This is a genomic window from Bradyrhizobium sp. 2S1, assembly GCF_011516625.5.
Lineage (GTDB): Bacteria > Pseudomonadota > Alphaproteobacteria > Rhizobiales > Xanthobacteraceae > Bradyrhizobium > Bradyrhizobium septentrionale.
Window position 1 is genome coordinate 825029 of record NZ_CP147717.1, and the last position, 19543, is coordinate 844571.

The 19543-nt window shown below is 63.9% G+C and carries 15 protein-coding genes and 3 pseudogenes; 6 read left to right on the forward strand and 12 right to left on the reverse strand.

Features of this window, described 5'->3' with window-relative positions; translation table 11 throughout:
• Window positions 1–9: 9 nt before the first annotated feature.
• The 5 genes from HAP54_RS03960 to HAP54_RS03980 form a co-directional block, all read right to left on the reverse strand.
• Window positions 10–702 carry an amino acid ABC transporter permease gene (locus HAP54_RS03960; protein WP_029079324.1) on the reverse strand — a complete coding sequence of 231 codons (693 nt, stop codon included), beginning with the start codon at window positions 700–702 and terminating at the stop codon, window positions 10–12.
• Between the two features lie 2 nt (window positions 703–704).
• A complete protein-coding gene (locus HAP54_RS03965) occupies window positions 705–1436 on the reverse strand; it encodes an amino acid ABC transporter permease (RefSeq protein ID WP_166298832.1) in 732 nt (243 codons plus the stop codon).
• 172 nt (window positions 1437–1608) lie between these two features.
• Window positions 1609–2526 carry an amino acid ABC transporter substrate-binding protein gene (locus HAP54_RS03970; protein ID WP_166298833.1) on the reverse strand — a complete coding sequence of 306 codons (918 nt, stop codon included), beginning with the start codon at window positions 2524–2526 and terminating at the stop codon, window positions 1609–1611.
• A gap of 29 nt (window positions 2527–2555) precedes the next feature.
• Complete coding sequence (locus tag HAP54_RS03975) at window positions 2556–3419, reverse strand: alpha/beta fold hydrolase (RefSeq protein ID WP_210297575.1); 864 nt, start codon at window positions 3417–3419, stop codon at window positions 2556–2558.
• The gene (locus HAP54_RS03980) at window positions 3416–3832 is read right to left on the reverse strand and encodes a hypothetical protein (RefSeq protein ID WP_166298834.1); all 417 of its coding nucleotides are present in this window, start codon (window positions 3830–3832) and stop codon (window positions 3416–3418) included. The genes HAP54_RS03975 and HAP54_RS03980 overlap by 4 nt, the downstream gene beginning before the upstream one ends.
• A gap of 340 nt (window positions 3833–4172) precedes the next feature.
• Here HAP54_RS03980 and HAP54_RS03985 point away from each other — a divergent pair, with 340 nt between their 5' ends.
• Window positions 4173–4895 carry a glutathione S-transferase family protein gene (locus HAP54_RS03985; RefSeq protein WP_166298835.1) on the forward strand — a complete coding sequence of 241 codons (723 nt, stop codon included), beginning with the start codon at window positions 4173–4175 and terminating at the stop codon, window positions 4893–4895.
• Window positions 4892–5050 (forward strand): hypothetical protein, encoded by a 159-nt coding sequence (locus tag HAP54_RS03990; protein ID WP_166298836.1) that lies wholly within the window; start codon window positions 4892–4894, stop codon window positions 5048–5050. The genes HAP54_RS03985 and HAP54_RS03990 overlap by 4 nt, the downstream gene beginning before the upstream one ends.
• A gap of 344 nt (window positions 5051–5394) precedes the next feature.
• On the opposite strand, the gene HAP54_RS03995 is transcribed toward HAP54_RS03990, so the two are convergent.
• Together HAP54_RS03995 and HAP54_RS04000 are read right to left on the reverse strand one after the other, a co-directional pair.
• Window positions 5395–6240, reverse strand: a complete 846-nt coding sequence (locus HAP54_RS03995; RefSeq protein ID WP_166298837.1) for an IclR family transcriptional regulator — start codon at window positions 6238–6240, stop codon at window positions 5395–5397.
• Between the two features lie 189 nt (window positions 6241–6429).
• Window positions 6430–7719, reverse strand: a complete 1290-nt coding sequence (locus HAP54_RS04000) for an MFS transporter (protein WP_166298838.1) — start codon at window positions 7717–7719, stop codon at window positions 6430–6432.
• Window positions 7720–7904: 185 nt separating this feature from the next.
• Between HAP54_RS04000 and HAP54_RS04005 the strand changes: the two genes are divergently transcribed.
• Window positions 7905–9068 (forward strand): IS4 family transposase, encoded by a 1164-nt coding sequence (locus tag HAP54_RS04005; RefSeq protein WP_166298459.1) that lies wholly within the window; start codon window positions 7905–7907, stop codon window positions 9066–9068.
• A 186-nt stretch (window positions 9069–9254) separates the two neighbouring features.
• Here the strand turns inward: HAP54_RS04005 and HAP54_RS04010 are convergent, their stop codons facing one another.
• A complete protein-coding gene (locus HAP54_RS04010) occupies window positions 9255–10637 on the reverse strand; it encodes a M20 family metallopeptidase (RefSeq protein WP_166298839.1) in 1383 nt (460 codons plus the stop codon).
• Window positions 10638–10865: 228 nt separating this feature from the next.
• Here HAP54_RS04010 and HAP54_RS04015 point away from each other — a divergent pair.
• Window positions 10866–12252: pseudogene (locus tag HAP54_RS04015) on the forward strand (LLM class flavin-dependent oxidoreductase).
• Window positions 12253–12501: 249 nt separating this feature from the next.
• Here HAP54_RS04015 and HAP54_RS04020 read toward each other — a convergent pair.
• The 3 genes and pseudogenes from HAP54_RS04020 to HAP54_RS04030 all read right to left on the reverse strand — a co-directional run bounded on the left by HAP54_RS04020 (window position 12502) and on the right by HAP54_RS04030 (window position 16061).
• The gene (locus HAP54_RS04020; RefSeq protein WP_166298840.1) at window positions 12502–14166 is read right to left on the reverse strand and encodes a thiamine pyrophosphate-binding protein; all 1665 of its coding nucleotides are present in this window, start codon (window positions 14164–14166) and stop codon (window positions 12502–12504) included.
• A gap of 129 nt (window positions 14167–14295) precedes the next feature.
• A pseudogene (locus HAP54_RS04025) lies at window positions 14296–14815 on the reverse strand (GFA family protein).
• A gap of 118 nt (window positions 14816–14933) precedes the next feature.
• The gene (locus tag HAP54_RS04030) at window positions 14934–16061 is read right to left on the reverse strand and encodes an alkene reductase (RefSeq protein ID WP_166298841.1); all 1128 of its coding nucleotides are present in this window, start codon (window positions 16059–16061) and stop codon (window positions 14934–14936) included.
• A gap of 102 nt (window positions 16062–16163) precedes the next feature.
• Here HAP54_RS04030 and HAP54_RS04035 point away from each other — a divergent pair, with 102 nt between their 5' ends.
• Window positions 16164–16547: a winged helix-turn-helix domain-containing protein gene (locus tag HAP54_RS04035; RefSeq protein ID WP_166210251.1), complete on the forward strand. Its 384-nt coding sequence runs from the start codon at window positions 16164–16166 to the stop codon at window positions 16545–16547.
• A gap of 389 nt (window positions 16548–16936) precedes the next feature.
• A complete protein-coding gene (locus HAP54_RS04040) occupies window positions 16937–18271 on the forward strand; it encodes an IS1182 family transposase (RefSeq protein WP_166202952.1) in 1335 nt (444 codons plus the stop codon).
• 45 nt (window positions 18272–18316) lie between these two features.
• Here the strand turns inward: HAP54_RS04040 and HAP54_RS04045 are convergent.
• A pseudogene (locus HAP54_RS04045) lies at window positions 18317–19434 on the reverse strand (IS4 family transposase); the annotation flags it as partial.
• Between the last annotated feature and the right edge of the window lie 109 nt (window positions 19435–19543).

Here is a 19543-nt window from a genome sequence, read left to right on the forward strand (position 1 = left end):
CTTGTTTGTTCAGCGAACAATGGCAATACGCGCCTGCAGGCGCCGGACGAAGAACGACGCGACACAGGAAACGACGAAGTAGACCAGCGCGGCGAACAGGTACATTTCGACCAGACGGCCGTCGCGCTGCGCGACCTTGCTGGCGGCGCCGAGGAAATCCGGGATCGACAGCACGTAGACCAGCGAGGTGTCCTGGAACAGCACGATGGTCTGCGTCAGCAGCACAGGCAGCATGTTGCGGAATGCCTGCGGCAGCACGACGTAGCGCATGGTCTGGCTGTAGGTCAGGCCGAGCGCGTTGGCGGCGGCCGGCTGGCCGCGCGAGATCGACTGGATGCCGGCGCGCATGATCTCGGAGAAATAGGCCGCCTCGAAGATGATGAAGGTGATCAGCGAGGAGGCGAATGCGCCGACCGTGATCGGCCGCGACGCACCGGTCACCCACTGCCCGATATAGGGGACCAGGAAGTAGAACCAGAAGATCACCAGCACCAGCGGCAGCGAGCGGATGAAGTCGACATAGAAGCCGGCGATGCGCCCGAGCACCTTGTAGCTCGACAACCGCATCAGGGCGATCAGCGTGCCGAACACGAGGCCGCCGAACGCGGCGAGCGCCGTCAGGGTCAGCGTGAAGCGCATGCCCTCGAAGAACAGATAGGGCAGCGAGCGGCGGATGACGTCGAAATCGAAACTGCCGAGCATGGTCATTTGCCCGTGATGTAGCCGGGGATCGCGACGTAGCGCTCGAGGAAGCGCATCGCGGTCACCACGACGAAATTGAGGAGAAGATAAAGCACGGTGGCCGCCGTGAAGGCCTCGAACACCTGGAAGGAGAATTCCTGCATCGAACGGGCCTGGCCGGTCAGCTCGATCAGGCCGATGGTGATGGCGACCGCGCTGTTCTTGATGGTGTTGAGGAATTCGGATGTCAACGGCGGCAGGATGATGCGGAACGCCATCGGCAGCAGCACATAACGATAGGTCTGCAGCGTGGTTAAGCCGAGCGCCGTTGCGGCCTGCTTCTGGCCGCGCGGCAGCGAGCCGATGCCGGCCTGCAATTGCACGGCAACGCGCGCCGACATGAAGAAGCCGACACCGATCGCGGCGGTCCAGAACGGCGCATTCGGCAGCTGCTTCATCCAGAGCCCGGCAGCCCTCGGCAAAAGTTCGGGCAGCACGAAGAACCACAGGAACAGCTGCACCAAGAGCGGCATGTTGCGGAAGAACTCGACCCAGCAGAAGCCGATCCACGACGCCGTCTTCGACGGCAGCGTGCGCAGCACGCCGACCACGGAGCCGAACACCAGCGCGATGATCCAGGCGAGCACCGACACCTTGATGGTGACCACCAGTCCCGCCAGCAACATGTCGAGATAGGTGCCGGTCCCCATCGGGTTCGGCTCGAGAAAGATGTGCCAGTTCCAATTGTAGTTCACAGGTCCCCCGCGCTCCCGCGCCAATCACGCATTACGCCGACATCACACGCGGCGTCTACGTCGCGCTTGGCGACTATGCAAATGCCCGACCATTCTCCTCCAAAAATGGCCGGACATACTTAACTCTCAGGACCCGCCGCCGAGAGGCGACGGGTCAAACGCAGCAGTACGATCAGTTGACCAGATACGCATCCGGATCGGGCGAGTCCGACGGCTTGGTGAACTGCTTCTTCAGCTCCGGCCCGAGCGGCACGTTGAGGTTCAGGCCCTTCGGCGGGATCTTCTGGTTGAACCACTTGGCGTAGATCTTCTCACCCTCGGCGCTGGTGTAGAGCGCGGCGGTGGCGGCATCGACGACCTTCTTGAACGGTGCGTCATCCTTGCGCAGCATGATGCCGTAGGGCTCGGGCTTGGAGAACGCGTCCTTGGAGATGACGTAGTCGTCCGGCGACTTCGAGCCGGCGACCAGGCTCGCGAGCAGGATGTCGTCCATCACGAAGGCCACGGCACGATCGGTCTCGACCATCAGGAAGGCCTCGGCATGATCCTTGGCCGGGATGATGTTGACGCTCAGCCCGCGCGCGAGGTTGGCCTCGGTGAGCTGCTTGATATTGGTGGTGCCGGCGGTCGAGACCACCGTCTTGCCCTTGAGGTCGTCGATCGAATTAATCTTGCTCGCCTTCTTGGTGACGTAGCGGCTCGCGGTCAGGAAGTGCGAGTTGGTGAAGGCGACCTGCTTCTGGCGCTCGGCATTGTTGGTGGTCGAGCCGCACTCGAGGTCGACGGTGCCGTTGGCCATCAGCGGAATGCGCGTCGCCGAGGTCACCGGGTTGAGCTTGACCTCGAGCTTGTCGAGCTTCAGCTCCTTCTTCACGGCATAGACGATCTTGTAGCAGATGTCCATGGCGTAGCCGATTGGCTTCTGGTTGTCGTCGAGATAGGAGAACGGGATCGAGGAATCGCGGTAGCCGAGCGTGATCGCGCCGGTGTCCTTGATGTTCTTCAGCGTTCCGGTCAGATCCTCTGCCTGCGCCTGGCTCGCGCCGAGCGCGGCGGCGAGCGCGAAGCCGATGAGATAGTTGCGTGTCATACGTCTACTCCTTCGTGGAAACGATCGATTTACTGCGTTAGAATGTCGGCGAGGACGGGTGCGATATAGCGGCGAAACTGTTCGGGATTCTCGCTCATCGGAAAATGACCGAGCTTCTCCATGATCGTAACGCTGGCGCCCCCTATTGCCGCTGCCGTCCGCCTCGTGTCCTCAGGCGTGCAGGAGAAATCATACTCGCCCGTGAGCAGGTACAGCTTGCATACTTTAGTATCGATTGACGCGACCCGACCGCGCAGGTCGCCATCGACGCGGTAGAAATACAGGTCGCCCTTGAACACGCCGGGGCCGCCCTGCTTGTAGGCCCACAGCGTTTCCATCCGCGCAGGCTCTGGGCTCTGCGGGGCAATGAGCCCCGACACCAGCGCGGCGCAGACTTCGCCGCCGTGAACGTCCGGGCGGTTCAGCCAGTTCGTATCATACCACGGCGCCTGGAAATCGGCGGCCTCGAGCCCGATCAGCGCGCGGAATTCGGCGGCATGTTCGATCGCGAGGTTGAGCACGATGCGGCCGCCGATCGAGCAGCCCATCACGACAGGCTTCTCCAGCCGCAGCGCACGGCAGAAGGCGCGGATGGTCTCGGTGTAGCGCGCAGTGGTGAGTTGGTATTCATCGCCGGTCCAGTCCATCGGCGGATTCGACTTGCCATGCCAGGGCATATCGAAGGCAATGATGCGGAAATTTTCGGCAAATTGCGCGTCATCGAGCAGATGCCGCCACTGCCGCGCGTCGGCGCCCGCCGTGTGCAGGCAGACCAGCGGGATGCCCTTGCCGTTCTCCTCGAAATAGATCCGGTGCAGTTCGCCGCCGATCTCGACGTGAACGTAGCGGCCGATCATCGGCTCGATATGACCGTTCATGAGGCGGCCGCTCATGAGAGGACCGCCGCAAAATGCTGCCGCGGCAGCGCCAGCAGGTCCTTGAAATATTGCAGATGCGCCATGAAGGGATGCAAATCGCCTTCCAGCACCGCCTCGCCACGCTTGGTCAGCGCCAGCAGATCGTGCCAGCCGGGTTTCGGCTCGGCCTGCCAAAAGGCGGCCCAGGCCTGCGGCGTCGCGCGATAGGAGAAGCGCCACGAGCGCATCAGGACCGGCGACGGCGTGAGCTCGACGATGCGGCCGCTGCGGATCGCGGCATGAAACGGCCGCGCCATCTCCCCGATCAGGCAGTCGCAATCGAGCAGCCGGCCGCGCGAGACCAGCGAAGGTGCCTGGTCGAGCAATGCGGCAAGGCCGGCAAACGCCCTCGTCACAGCGTCGTCGGTGGCGTCAGGCGATAGCGTCATCTGTCGGGCGGCGTTCCTGCAGCGGGGCGGCGCCATGATGACGGCAAGCGCGCGATCCCGCAAGGCACCGATGCCCTTGGGTTCCCTGGATTATTCGCTTGACCAAACGCGGCTTGCGAGTCCATGGCGCGGACCTCCGCGCCCTCCCCGCACGCCTTGTTCACTGCTGTGTGAGCGGCGTAGAATGGCTGTGCCCCGCACGGCCCCACAAAATGATCCCGGATCAGCATCCGCTTTCGCCGCTCGCATTGAAGATCAGGATCGCGCTCCGCGAGACGGGCGCGCGCTTCGAGACTGCGCCCTTCACCCAGGCCGCAACCAGGCCGAAAGAGAGCAAGTCATGACGGCAGATCAAAACGCCCTGATTCTTCACCAATACGACATCTCGCCGTACTCGGAAAAAATCCGCGGCGCGCTCGGCCTCAAGGGCCTCACCTGGTGGGCCTGCAACCAGCCGTCGATCATGCCCAAGCCGGAGCTGGTCGCTCTCACCGGAGGATACCGCCGCATCCCGGTGCTTCAGATCGGCAGCGACGTCTATTGTGACAGCGAGCTCATTCTGGACGAGATCGAGCGCCGCTTTCCCGCTCCGTCGATCTTTGCATGCGGCCGAGCCACCGCGGAGACCTATCGTCTGTGGGCGGATGAGAAGCTGTTTCCGACCGTCGTGGGCCTGCTGTTTTCCGGGGATTGGGATGTCAACGAGGCCTTCATCGCCGACCGCTCGGCGCTGCGGGGCCGCCCGTTCGATCCCGAGGCGTTCCGCGCGGCAATACCCGGCTTGACCGAAGCGCTGCATCGGCACTTGAGGCTGCTGGAGCTGCAGCTGGAGAACGGCAATGCCTTTCTGGCGGGCGAGCAGCCGAGTGCAGCCGATCTTCAGGTCTTCCACAATGTCGCGTTCATCCGCTGGGGTAAGGGACGGACGACAGCGTTGCTGGACCAGCATCCGGGCCTGCGCGCCTGGGAGGCGGAAATGCGCGCGATTGGACATGGCATACGCCATGACATCGGCAAGGACGAGAAGCACCGGTCTCTGCGGCCGTTGGCGGCGCACGCGTGAGCTACCAGATCAACGACGCCAATTCGCCGCCGATTGCGGGCAGATTGGTTGCGCAGGACCCGCAGCGGGTGTCGATCCTGCTGGAAAATCCGTTTGCCGGCACCGTCGTGGTCCACCTGCCGACGACCGGCGGCCGGCTGCACCGCCTCGACTGAACCGCTTGCGTTCCTGACAAAGCGCGACGTTGATCTTGCGCGGGTTTGCTTGGTGCTCACCGCGCCAGCCCGGCGCTCGCGTGGCGTTGGATGAAGGGGCTCTGCGGAAAGTCGAGCTGCAGCCGCGTCGACGCTGTGCTCCCTCGCCCCGTTCTTACGGGGAGAGGGTTGGGGTGAGGGGCTGCCTCCGCGAGTCGTGCACGCCGTCGGACCTGTACCCCCTCACCCGGAACGCATCTGACGATGCGTCATAGCCGAAGCTTCGCTTCGGCGTCTCTTTTTACGAACGGCCGCCTAAGGCGGCCTATGCCTCTCCCCGCAAGCGGGGCGAGGTGAAGCCCCGGCTAACCCGCTTTCACCACACGCCCGTTCTTCGGCGCCTGGGCCATCGCGCGGGCCAGCACCTGGGCTTCCTTCTTCAGCATGTCAGCGAGCTCGCCCTCGCGGCGGCGGATGCGGTCGCTCGCGGCACCGATCGAGAGCGCGGCGACCACCTCGCCGGCATCGTCGCGGACGGGAACGCCGACGCCGCCCATGCCGGGGAATGCGGCGTCGATCAGCACGGTGTGGCCGGCCTTGCGCGCCACGGCGATCCGCTCGCGCAGGAATTTTGGCGTGATGCGCGGCGATTTCGCGAGCCGCGGCACGATCACCTCGATCACGGCCTCGATCTCGGCGTCCGGCAGCCAGACCAGCAGCGCGAGCGCGCCGGCACCGACGCCGAGCGGACGGCGGCTGCCGATCTGCAGATAATTCGGCTGCAGCGGATGGCTGCCAACCGAGCGCGCCAGATAAAGCGCCTCGACACCGGAGCGCACCGACAACAATGCCGTATCGGCTGAGCGCTCCGACAGCCGCAACAGGCTCGGCTGCGCCAGCTCAGCGATGTCGACCGAACGCCGCGCGCCGACCGCCATCACCCGCGCCTCCTGGCCGAGCTCATAGGTCTTGGCGCCGGCGACCCTGGAGACAAAACCTTCCTCGATCAGCGAATTGAGGATGCGCAGCGTGGTCGCCTTGTTCAGCGAGGTGGTGTCGGCGATGTCGGTGAGCCGCAGCGGCGAGCGCTGCGCCAGCACGCGCAGGATCGCGCAGACCTTCTGGATCGCGTTGAACTTGTCGGGTTGGCCCGGCTCCGGCGGTGGCCTCTTGCGGCTGGTCAGTGCGGTCGCAGTCGTGGAGGCGTTCATGCCTTGGCCTTCCTTGCCCTCAATCCGAATTCTGAACCGGACACGACCAATGGAACGCGTCCGGCGAAGCGTCATCCTAAAACGGATGACGCTCGCCGGACATCGTATACTTTCGTCAGATGAAACTTTGATTTCGACTATCTACGCTGCTGTGCAGCAATAAAGATTTTCGAATTTCGCATCACGAAATCAAGCCAACCGCAACCTTCGGATGGTGAAGAGCGCCCACAGGCTGAGCAAGCAGACGCCGGTGAGGTAATAGCCCGGTGCGAGCTCGCCGATCGGCGCGAAGCCGCCCAACCAGGTCATGATCGCCGGCCCCATGCCGCCGAACAAAGTGACGCCGATATTATAGCTGAGGCCGAGCCCAGTCGCGCGTGTCGCCGGCGGAAACAGTTCCGACATCAGCGCGGCAAGCGGCCCGTAATACAGCGACTTGAGGACACCGAGCCAGAGCACGCCGAGCAGGATGATCGCAGGCGTCGGCTTTCCCGTGAGCATCAGGAAGGCCGGGAAGATCGACACCAGGAGCAGCAGCGCAAACAGGATCATATGCGTCGTGCGCCCGATCTTGTCGGAGACAAAGCCTGCGATCGGCGCCAGCAGCGCCACCGCCGTCTGCGCGGCGAACGCGGCGATGAAGCCGACTGACGGCGCGAGGTTGAGCGTCTTCACCACATAGGTCGGCATGTAGACGATCAGATAATTGACCGCGGTCGACACCGCGAGCGCACCGATCGCGAGGATGGTCGGGAGCATCTGCCGCGCGAACAGCTCCGTAACCGGCGATTCCTGCTTCCCGGCTGCCGGCGGCGGCGTTGCGTCGTCGACATGGTTGCGGATGTAGATGCCGACCGGGCCGATCAGCACGCCGAACAGGAACGGCAGGCGCCAGCCCCAGGACTGCAGATCGTCCGGGCTCATCAGTGACGTCAAGAGCGCACCGAAACCTGCGCCGAGCAGGCCGCTGACGCCCTGGCTGGCGAATTGCCAGCTCGCCACAAAACCGCGCCGCTCCGGCATGTGCTCGACCAGGAATGCGGTCGAGGAGCCGAACTCGCCGCCGGCGGAAAAGCCCTGCACCAGCCGCGCCAGCATCACCGCAACAGGCGCCAGGATGCCGATCGTCTGATAGGTCGGCATCAGCGCCAGCACCAGCGTGCCAAACGTCATCAGCACGATCGACAGCATCAGGGAGGCCTTGCGGCCGTGACGGTCGGCATAAGCGCCGAGCACGATGCCGCCGATCGGGCGGATCAGGAACGACAGGCCGAAGCTGCCGAAGGTCAGCAGCAGCGAGGTGGTCGGGTCATTGGCCGGGAAGAACGCCTTGGAGAGGTAGACCGCGAAATAGGCGTAGACCGAGATGTCGTACCATTCGAGCGCATTGCCGACCGAGGTCGCGACGATCAGGCGGGTGATGTTTTTCTTGTCGACCGCAGTTGCGTGCCGAGCGTCGGCCGGCGTCGATAACGTCATTACATTTCCTTTGCCCGGTGCGGGCATTGCTCTCTCAACACGTCATAGCCGGGGTTGCGGCCTCTCTTCACCTCTCCCCGCAAGCGCAGGGCTGTCCGGGGAATGATTCACTGTGTCGCGGTGCATGCTCGGCAAAACCGAGGCAAATCGGTCTTTTCTGGTTGTCGAGACACAGAAGGCCGAGCATGCGATTTCGCGATAGCATTTTTAGTAGGCTGCTTGAACCGATCAATCGGCGGCAGTTTCAGACGGCTGTGGATCGTCTGGACGGGGATGCCTACGACAAGTCGTTCAAGAGCTGGGATCACCTGGTAGCGCTGATCTATGCGCAGTTGAGCGGGAACAACAGCCTGCGCGCCGTGGTGACCGGCTTCAACGCCAATCCTCAGCATCACTATCATCTGGGCACCGGCAGGTTGTCCCGCTCGACGCTGTCGGATGCCAATACCCGCCGCCCGTCCAGCATTTTTGCGCAAACCTTTGCACGATTGTCGGCGATGGCAAGCCGGCAGTTGCGGGGCGAAGGCAAGGAGATGGTGCGCCTGATCGACGCCAGTCCGATCCCGCTTGGCAAAGTTTGCACCTGGGCGGTGTGGAACGGCCGCATCCGCGGCATGAAGCTGCACGTGGTCTACGATCCCAAGGGCGATATCCCGAAGTGCGTCGAGGTGACGGCTGCCAACGTCAACGATATCGAGATCGGTCGCCAGACTCCGATCCAGGCCGGCACAACCTACGTGTTCGACAAGGGATATTGCCGTTTCGACTGGTGGCAGAAGATCAATGATAGCAAGGCTTTCTTCGTGACCCGGCCGAAGACGAGCATCCGGCTACGCGCGGTCAGGCATCGCACCATCCGCAACAGCAAGGGGGACGGCTTCAGGATCATCGTCGACGACGAGGTGAAGCTCACCAGTAAGGGCGACTCGCGTTTGCCTATACCGCTGCGGCGCATCAAGGTCAGGCGGGAGAACGGCGGCGTGATCACGCTTCTCACCAACGATACGACCCGAACGGCCGTCGAGATCGCCGCCCTCTACAAGAGCCGGTGGCAGATCGAACTGCTGTTCCGCTGGATCAAGCAGCACCTCGACATCCGCAAGTTCCTCGGCACCAACGACAATGCAATCCGCCTGCAAGTGCTTGCTGCGATGATTGCCTACCTACTGTTGCGCATTGCCGCGCGGACCAACTGCATCAAAATGCTGCCGCTCAGGCTCGCCGAACTCGTCAGCCAGTTCCTGTTCACCCGGCGAGCCTTCGCCAGCATCGACAAGCCTCCGCCAATCAACCCTAGCCGCCGCAAATGCAGAACGCCCCTCAACCAGATGGAACTCTGCTATGGTTGAATTTCCCCGGACAGCCCTGCCGCAAGCGGGGAGAGGTCGGATTGCATCGCCAGATGCAATCCGGGTGAGGGGGTACAGGTCTCAACAATCGGCGTGCTCGCGGAGGGAAGCCCCTCACCCCACCCTCTCCCCGCAAGAGCGGGGCGAGGGAGCCTAACCAGTCTTTGCTGTGCGCAACTGCATGCGTCACTTACGCGCCGTCTCGCCGAGATCCCAGAACAGGCCGGCCATGATGGTCAGCGCCTCCTCGGTCACCGGCAGCAGGATGTGCTCGTCAGGGGCGTGCTGCGAGCAGCCCGGATAGGAATGCGGCACCCAGATCGTCGGCAGGCCGAGACCTTCGGAGAACACGTCGTTCGGCAGCGAGCCGCCGAAGTTCGGCAGCACCGCCGGCGCCTTGCCGGTGGTGGTGCGGATCGAGTTCGCCGCCCAGTCGATCCACGGACTGTCCATGTCGGTACGCGAGGCGCCAAAGCGCTGCGCGCCCGAGACTTCGACCATCGGGAAACCGTTGTTGTGCAGATAGTCGCGCACCCCATCGATCACTTCGAGATATCTTGTGCCGACCACGAAGCGGAGCTGCAGCACCGCGTTCGCCTTGCCGGGAATGGCATTGGCCGGCTTGTCGATATTGCCCGACGACATCGCCAGCACTTCCAGCGTGTTCCAGGCATAGAGCCGCTCGGCCGCGGTCAGGCCCTCCTCGCCCCAATCCTCCGCCAGCTGAGGTTCGTCCGCCGTCGGCTCGACCTTGACGTCGGCGAGCGCGGCGCGGACGCGGTTGGAGATCGGCGGCGGCTTGAGGATCTCGAGCTTCATGCGGCCCTTGCCGTCGACAAGGCTCGCGATCGCGTTCACCAGGATCGTGGCGGGATTGGCCAGCACGCCGCCCCAATTGCCGGAATGATTGCCGCCCTCGCGCAGATTGACATCGAGATGGATGCGGTTGCCGCCGCGGCAGCCGAGGAAGATGGTCGGCCGCTCCGCCGACAGCCGCGGCCCGTCGGAGGCAATGAACAGATCGGCCTTCAGCTCCTCGCGATGCGCCTCGCAGACCTCGCGCAGATCGGACGAGCCGATCTCCTCGCCGGTCTCGATGATGAATTTGGCGTTGAAGCCGAGCTTGCCGCCGCGCGCCTGCTTCACCGCCCACAGCGCGGCCATGTTGATCGAATGCTGGCCCTTGTTGTCGGCGGTGCCGCGGCCGTAGACCCGGTCACCCTTGACCGTGATCTGCCAGGGATTGAGCCCGTCGCGCCATTCGCCGACCATGCCGTCGACGACGTCGCCGTGACCATAGGTCAGCACGGTCGGCCGCGCCGCATCTTCCTGGTAGTCGGCGATCAGATAGGGTCCGCGGCCGGTCGGCGATTCGATCAGGCGGGTCGTGAAATCGAGCTCGGCGAAGGCCGGCTGCAGATTCTCGACGAGATAGGCGCGCAACGCGTCGGCCTTGTCGGCATGCAGGCTCTCGGTCTGGTAGCCGACCCTGCGGTCCAGCTCCTGCAAGAACTGTCCCGATTGAAAATGCTCTCGCACCGTTGCGATTGCGTCGGCCCGTGTCGCCATGATTGTTCCTTCGTCCGGTCCCGTCTTGGCATGATCCCGCCGGACAGCTGTGTTGCACATCCGGATCATGCTCTGGAGAGGCGCAACCTATCGGGATCGGATCGCGACCGGAAGGGCGTGAAATGCGAATGGGCCTTGCCAAAACGTGGGAAGTCGCAACAAGTTGATTCAGGGACACCCGGCATCCGACCGGGCAGCAATCGAAGCGACGCGCTCAAGGTTTCGACAATGACAAAGCAAATCCGGCTCAACGCCTTTGCCATGAATTGCGTGGCGCATCAGTCGCCGGGGTTGTGGACCCATCCGCGCGACCGCACCAAGGACTACAACAAGCTGTCCTACTGGATCGATCTGGCGAAGACGCTGGAACGCGGCCGGTTCGACGGCCTGTTCCTCGCCGACGTGCTCGGCGTCTATGACGTGTATGCGGGCAATCCGGATGCGGCGCTGCGCAACGCGGCGCAGACCCCGGCCAACGAGCCGCTGATGCTGATCCCGGCGATGGCCGCGGTGAACCGAAAATCTCGGCTTCGGCGTCACCAGCAACCTCTCCTTCGAGCCGCCCTACCCGTTCGCGCGGCGGATGTCGACGCTCGACCATCTGACCAATGGCCGGGTCGGCTGGAACGTGGTGACCGGCTATCTCGATTCCGCCGCGCGCGGCGCCGGCAAGGACAAGCAGACCGCGCATGACGACCGCTACGAGCTCGCCGACGAATATATGGAGCTGGTCTACAAGCTCTGGGAAGGTAGCTGGGAGGATGACGCCGCGATCCGCGACGTCGCACGCGGCATCTTCACCGATCCGAGCAAGGTGCATCGCGTCGAGCACGAGGGCAGCAACTACCGGCTCAACGCGATCCACCTGTCGGAGCCGTCGCCGCAGCGCACGCCGGTGCTCTATCAGGCCGGCACCTCGCCGCGCGGCCGGCAGTTCGCTGCCGAGCACGCCGAATGCGTGTTTATGTCGGGGCCTTCAGCGAAAGTGATTGGCCCGCGGGTCTCCGCGATCCGCGAGCTCGCCGCCGAAAAAGGCCGCAACCCGGCCGAGATCCTGATGTTCTCGATGATGTGCGTCGTGGTGGCGCCGACCGAGGCCGAAGCCAAGGCGAAGTATGCCGAGTACCGCAGCCATATCAGCCATGAGGGCGCGCTGGCGCTGATGTCGGGCTGGACCGGCGTCGACTTCTCGACCTATTCGCTCGACCAGGAGGTGCGCCATGTGCAGAACGACGCCGGCCGCTCCGCGATGGACAATGTCACCCGCGCCGATCCCGATCGGGTCTGGACCGTGCGCGAGGTCGCCGAGCATGTCGGCATCGGCGGCGCCGGTCCGGTGGTGGTCGGCTCGCCCGAGCAGGTCGCCGACAAGATCGAGCAATGGTTCGAGGACACCGACGTCGACGGCCTCAACGTCGCGTTCGCGATCTCGCCCGGCGATTTCGAGGATATCGCCGACATGCTGGTGCCGGAGCTGACCAAACGCGGCCGCTACAAGCGGGAGTATGCGAAGGGCACGCTGCGCGAGAAGCTGTTCGGTGCGGGGCGTGCAAGGCTCGACGCGACGCATCCGGCGACCCGATATCGGGTGAAGCGGAGCGCTGCCGCGGAGTAGCTGCGTAGGGTGGGTTAGCGAAGCGTAACCCACCATCTTCGTCCGACAAACGCTTGTGGTGCAGGTGAGACCGGCCGTGGGTTACGCTTCGCTAACCGACCCTACGATTCTGCTCGTCCCGTCATCCTGAGGTGCGAGCGCAGCGAGCCTCGAAGGATCGACGGCCACCAGCCGGGCCGTGCATCCTTCGAGGCTCGCTGCGCGAGCGCCTCAGGATGACGGTGAGAGAGCAAGCGCGCGGTAACTCGTTCAGTTCACCGAATTGCTCACCATCACCTCGATCAGCTTCGCGCCCGGCCTGCTGAACGCGGACTTCATCACGCCCTTCAGGTCCTGCGGGTCGGTGACCTTGATCGCCTCGAGCCCGAGCGAGCGCGCGACGCCGGTGAAGTCGACCGGCGGATCGATGAAGTCCATGCCGACGTAATTGTCGTCGCCATGGAAGGCGAGCAGGCGCTGCTTGATGATGCGGTAGCCGCCATTGTTGACGATGACGAAGGTCAGCGGCAGCTTGTGGTTGGCCGCGGTCCACAGCGACTGGATCGAATACATCGACGAGCCGTCGCCGGAATAGCACACCACTGGACGCTGCGGATTGGCGAGGCTGACGCCGACCGCGGCCGGCAGGCCCCAGCCGATGCCGCCGGAGGCGAGCGCGTGATAGCTGTAGCGGTCGCGATGCGGCCGCAAGCCGATGATCTGGCGCGACGAGGTCAGGCCCTCGTCGACCAGGATCGCATTGTCGGGCATCGCCTCCACGACCTGCAGCGCAAGCCAATCCGGATCGATCGGTGATTTCTGGCTCGCCTTCGAGATCTGCTCGACCAGCACCTTGCGCTTCGCCGCCCAGTTCTTAGGTGCGAGCGCCGCGAGCCCATGCTTAGAGCGCGTCTCCAGCGCGCCGCCGCCCATCTCCTTCAGCGCCGGCACCAGCGCGTGCAGCGTTTCCTTGACGTCGGCCTTGACCGCGATCTCGGCGCCATAGTTCCTGGCGAGATCGCTGTCGACCAGCCCGACCTGCACGATCGAGAGCCCGTCCGGCAGCGGATCGACCTCGCTGTAAACCGACATCCGCAACGGATCGCCGCCGAGCGCGATCAACAGATCATGCGGCGCCAGCACGTCGCGGGCGACCTTCTGCAGCCGCGCGATCGCGCCCATGAAGCTCGGACTTTCGGAGAGGAAATGCGATCCATAGGGCGTCGGCGATTGCCAGGCCGGACAGCCCAGCGTCTCGGCCAGATCGGCGGCCTCGCGCAGCGCGTCGCTCTTCACGATCTCGTCGCCGACGACGATCACCGGACGCTCCGCTTTCAGGATTCGCGCGGCGAGCGCTTTGAGCGAATCCTCCGACGGCCTGACGCGGGTATCGATGCGGGTGGAGCGGCCGAGCTCGATGCCGGCCTCGGCATTGAGGATGTCGCCGGGCAGCGAGATGAACACCGGCCCGGTCGGCGGCGTGGTCGCGATCTTGGCGGCGCGGCGCACGATGCGCGGCAGGTCTTCGAGCCGCGTCACCTCGACCGCCCATTTCACCAGCGGCGTCGCCATCTGTACCAGCGGGCCAAACAGCACCGGCTCGGTCAGGCCATGGCCCTGCTCCTGCTGGCCGGCGGTGAGGATCAGCGGCGTGCCGGTGAAGCTTGCATTGTAGAGCGAGCCCATCGCATTGCCGAGGCCCGGCGCGACATGGACGTTGCAGGCCACCAGCTTGCCGGAAGCGCGGCTGAAGCCGTCGGCCATCGCGACCACCAGGCTCTCCTGCATCGCCATCACATAGGTGAGGTCGGGATGGTCCTTCAGCGCGTGCATGATCGGCAGTTCGGTGGTGCCGGGATTGCCGAACAGATGGGTGACGCCTTCATCCTTCAGCAGCGCCAGAAATGCCGAGCGGCCGGTGATGCGATTCTTCATGTTCCCTCCAGGCCTGCCGGCGCGTTGGCCGACGGGACCAGAGCAGATGACCAAACTTGCGCTGTGGGAGCAATCGAGCGGCCGGTCATGGCTGCATTCCGCAGGCGCGCGCCTGAGGCAAAACGCTCTCTAGAACATCCCCTCGCGATCGCTGCGCTTCTTCTTTTTCGAGCGCTGCCAGACCACGCCGGGATAGCCCTTCAGCGGCACCAGCGGCTCGCCGGCATAGGCCCATTCCTGCAGCTCCTCGATCGCGATGTGATAGAGCGGCTGCCGGCCGGTGCGGCCCGAGAACAGCGCGCGCGGGATGTTGACCATGTGCGGCGAACGCCGCGCGTTCGTAGGAAATCGGCGTGCCGCAATTGGCGCAGAAGCTGCGCGCCGTCTTGCTGGCGGCATCCTCGTAGCGCGAGAGCCCGCTCTCGCCCTGGGTGATGCGGAAGCGCTTCTTCCAGCTGCCGACATAGGTCGCGTAGGCCGCGCCATGGGCGCGGCGGCTGGCGGCGGTGTGATCGTGCCAGGCCCAGCGCGCCGGCACGTCGATCTCGAACCGCACCTTGCCGCACAGACATTGCCCTGCCGCGGGCTTTGCGAGTGCGACGGGTTTTGGCTTTTTGCTCGATGCGAACTCGTCGTCTTCCGGAAACATCGGGGTCTCCCATCAAGCCATTGTAGCCCGGATGCGGCGAAGCGACATCCGGGAACGGCCTCATGCTCGGGCCCCGGATGTCGCTGCGCTTCATCCGGCTACGCGAACAACCGCGCGTCTATGCCTGCGCCATCTCATCGTGGACGGGATAATCCGTGTAGCCCTTCTCCTCGCCGGCGTAGAAGGTCGGGCGATGATACGGGGTCAGCGGATAGCCGCGCTGCAGGCGGCGCGGCAGGTCGGGGTTGGAGATGAAGTAGCGGCCGAAGGCGATCGCGTCGGCATGACCTTCAGCGAGCGCGCGCTCCGCGCTGTCACCGACAAAGTTGCCGGCTGATATCAGCACACCGCTCCACATCGGGCGGTACAGCACCATCGCCGACGGCACGTTCTGCCAGTTGACGTCGGCGCGGCCGGTGCCCGAGGCGCGCGGCTCGATGAAATGCAGATAGGCGAGCCCGAGCTTGTCGAGCGCCTTGATGGCGTGGCTGTAGAGCGGCATCGGGTCGGCCTCGCCGCTGCCATTGGCGATGCCGTAGGGCGACAGCCGCACGCCGACGCGGTTGGCGCCCCACACCTCGGTCACCGCCTGCGTCACCTCCATCAGGAAGCGGACGCGGTTCTCGATCGATCCGCCATATTGGTCGGTGCGCAGATTGCTGCGCGATTGCAGGAACTGCTCGATCAGATAGCCATTGGCGCCGTGGATCTCGACGCCGTCGAAGCCGGCGGCGAGCGCGTTCTTCGCGCCCTCGCGGTAGGCCTCGACCATCAGGGCGACCTCGCCGGTCTCGAGCGCGCGCGGCGTCTCGTAGTCGACCACCTTGCCGTCAGCCGTCATCGCCCTGAACTCGGGCGGGATCGCCACCGCCGACGGCGCCACCGGCAGCGCACCGTCGGGCTGGAACGAGGAATGCGAGACGCGGCCGACGTGCCAGAGCTGCAGGAAGATCAAGCCGCCCTTGGCGTGCACCGCATCCACCACCTCGCGCCAGCCCGCGATCTGGGCCTCGCTGTAGATGCCGGGGACGCCGGGATTGCCGAAGCCGGTGGCGACCACGGGTGAGGCTTCCGCGATGAGCAGGCCGCCCGGCGTGGCGCGCTGCGCATAATATTCCGCGTTCAGCGGCCGCGGCGCGAGACTCGGCCGCGCCGCCCGCATCCGCGTCAAAGGCGCCATCACGACACGGTGCTTCAGCTCATAGGGCCCAACCTTGAGCGGCGAAAACAGCGACGAAGAACTCATGCCTACCCCGATTATTCTTTGTAATAGACCGTTATCTCACGGGTTCATCTTGTTCGCAAAAGCAGGTAGTGGCAATCTATCGAACAGACTAGCAGGCTTGCCATGTCGAAACAGAGCGCCACATTGCTCCCCTCGTTAAGCGTCCGCATCGATCTCGATGCCGAAGACCGGATCGGGCCGGGCAAGATTCTGCTCCTCGAACGGATCAAGGAGTGCGGCTCGATCTCGGCTGCCGGCCGCGCCATGGACATGAGCTACAAGCGCGCCTGGGACCTGGTCGACGAGATCAACCGCATCTGCCGGCAGGCGGCGGTGGAGCGGCAGACCGGCGGTAAGAATGGCGGCGGCGCGGTGCTGACCCCGTTCGGCCTCTCCCTGGTGGCGCGCTACCGCAAGATCGAGCGCGATGCGGCGACCGCCGTGCGCAAGGATCTCGAGGCCCTGCGCAGCGACATCGGCAAGCCGAAGAAGGCCGCGGGTCGGTAGATGCAAGAACCGGCGGCCGGCGCAGGGGCGCGCTGCGAAAATATCGAAAACAACCCCATGCAAAGTAGCCGGCGGCGGCCGGCGTTCGACAAGGCAACTTGACACGTCGGGCAAATCAGGGATATTCTTCTACTATTCCGAAATCATGCAGGCGTTGGGGTGAGGGGCTTCTCTCCGCGCATGAGCTATTGGCGAGACCTGTCCCCCCTCACCCGGATTGCATCTGGCGATGCAATCCGACCTCTCCCCGCAGGCGGCAGGGCTGTCCGGGGAAATTCAACCATAGCAGAGTTCCATCTGGTTGAGGGGCGTTCTGCATTTGCGGCGGCTAGGAGCTTGTCTGGATAGTCGCTGTTCAAATCTGGTCGGGTCTGATTCAACATTGGGCGATGAGCAAGTATTTTCGGCCTTGGAACATCGATCAGACGCTGCTTCTGCCGCCGAATGTGCAGGACTTCGTGCCGAAAGGCCATGTCTCGCGGTTTATGGTTGATCTGGTGCGGGAGAGCCTCGATCTCAGGGAGATCATGGGCAGCTATGTGAGCGGGCTTGGGCAGCCGCCGTTTGATCCGCGGATGATGGTGGCGCTGCTGCTGCATAGCTATGCGAGTGGGCTGTATTCGTCGCGTCGGATTGCCAAGGCCTGCCGGGAGCGGAACGATTTTGTGATGATCGTGGCGCTGGATGCGCCGGATTTTCGGACGATCAGCGACTTTCGCAAGCGACATTTGAAGGCGCTCGGCGCGCTATTCGTGCAGGTTCTGAAGTTGTGCGAGACGGCCGGGCTGGTCAAGCTCGGTCATGTCGCGCTGGATGGTACGAAGATCAAGGCGAACGCGTCGAAACACAAGGCGATGAGTTATGAGCGCATGAAGAAGCGCGAGGCGGAATTGAAGGCCGAGGTCGCTCGCATGCTGGCGGCCGCCGAGGCGGCGGATGCCTCGGAGGATGAGACTTTCGGCAACAGCGACGAACTGCCGGACTGGACCGTCGACAAGCAGAAACGGCTGGCGAAGATCCAGCAAGCGATGGCGGCGCTGGAAGCGGACGCCAAACTGGCGGCGGAGGAAGAGCGCCGCATCGAGGCCGAAAAGGAACAGCAGCGCCAGGCCGAAGGCCGCAAGAAGCCGGGCAAACCGGCGGCGCTGCCATCGGAGGAACCCAATCCCAAGGCGCAACGCAACTTCACCGATCCGGAAAGCCGCATCATGAAGTCGAAGGATGGCTTCGTTCAGGCCTATAATGCCCAGGCGGCCGTCGATGCACATGCCCAGATCATTGTCGCGCAAGAACTGACCCAGCACGGCAGCGATCAGGGCCAGTTGGTGCCCCTGATCGAGGCCATCGAGAGCAATCTTGGCCGCAAGCCGCGGCAGGCCTCAGCGGATTCCGGCTACTGCAGCGAAGCCAATCTCGAAGCGCTCGACACACGCAGCATCGATGGCTATGTCGCGCCCGGACGCGCCAAGCACCCGACAGTAGCGAACGGAAAAGTCGGCGGCCCGCTGACACAGGCCATGCGAAAGAAGATCGACGATGGCGGCTTCGAAACACCCTACCGATTGCGAAAGCAAGTGGTGGAGCCGGTGTTCGGGCAGATCAAACAGGCAAGAGGCTTCCGCCAGTTCCTGTTGCGGGGCATCGAGAAAGTGCGCGCCGAGTGGACAATGATCTGCACCGTCCATAACCTCCTCAAGCTGTTCAACCTCGCAAACGCAGCCTGAGCCTGCTACTCTACAACAAATGCCCGTCACGAAAACATATCTGGACGGGCTCCTAGGGTTGATTGGCGGAGGCTTGTCGATGCTGGCGAAGGCTCGCCGGGTGAACAGGAACTGGCTGACGAGTTCGGCGAGCCTGAGCGGCAGCATTTTGATGCAGTTGGTCCGCGCGGCAATGCGCAACAGTAGGTAGGCAATCATCGCAGCAAGCACTTGCAGGCGGATTGCATTGTCGTTGGGCCGAGGAACTTGCGGATGTCGAGGTGCTGCTTGATCCAGCGGAACAGCAGTTCGATCTGCCACCGGCTCTTGTAGAGGGCGGCGATCTCGACGGCCGTTCGGGTCGTATCGTTGGTGAGAAGCGTGATCACGCCGCCGTTCTCCCGCCTGACCTTGATGCGCCGCAGCGGTATAGGCAAACGCGAGTCGCCCTTACTGGTGAGCTTCACCTCGTCGTCGACGATGATCCTGAAGCCGTCCCCCTTGCTGTTGCGGATGGTGCGATGCCTGACCGCGCGTAGCCGGATGCTCGTCTTCGGCCGGGTCACGAAGAAAGCCTTGCTATCATTGATCTTCTGCCACCAGTCGAAACGGCAATATCCCTTGTCGAACACGTAGGTTGTGCCGGCCTGGATCGGAGTCTGGCGACCGATCTCGATATCGTTGACGTTGGCAGCCGTCACCTCGACGCACTTCGGGATATCGCCCTTGGGATCGTAGACCACGTGCAGCTTCATGCCGCGGATGCGGCCGTTCCACACCGCCCAGGTGCAAACTTTGCCAAGCGGGATCGGACTGGCGTCGATCAGGCGCACCATCTCCTTGCCTTCGCCCCGCAACTGCCGGCTTGCCATCGCCGACAATCGTGCAAAGGTTTGCGCAAAAATGCTGGACGGGCGGCGGGTATTGGCATCCGACAGCGTCGAGCGGGACAACCTGCCGGTGCCCAGATGATAGTGATGCTGAGGATTGGCGTTGAAGCCGGTCACCACGGCGCGCAGGCTGTTGTTCCCGCTCAACTGCGCATAGATCAGCGCTACCAGGTGATCCCAGCTCTTGAACGACTTGTCGTAGGCATCCCCGTCCAGACGATCCACAGCCGTCTGAAACTGCCGCCGATTGATCGGTTCAAGCAGCCTACTAAAAATGCTATCGCGAAATCGCATGCTCGGCCTTCTGTGTCTCGACAACCAGAAAAGACCGATTTGCCTCGGTTTTGCCGAGCATGCACCGCGACACAGTGAATCATTCCCCGGACAGCCCTGCGCTTGCGGG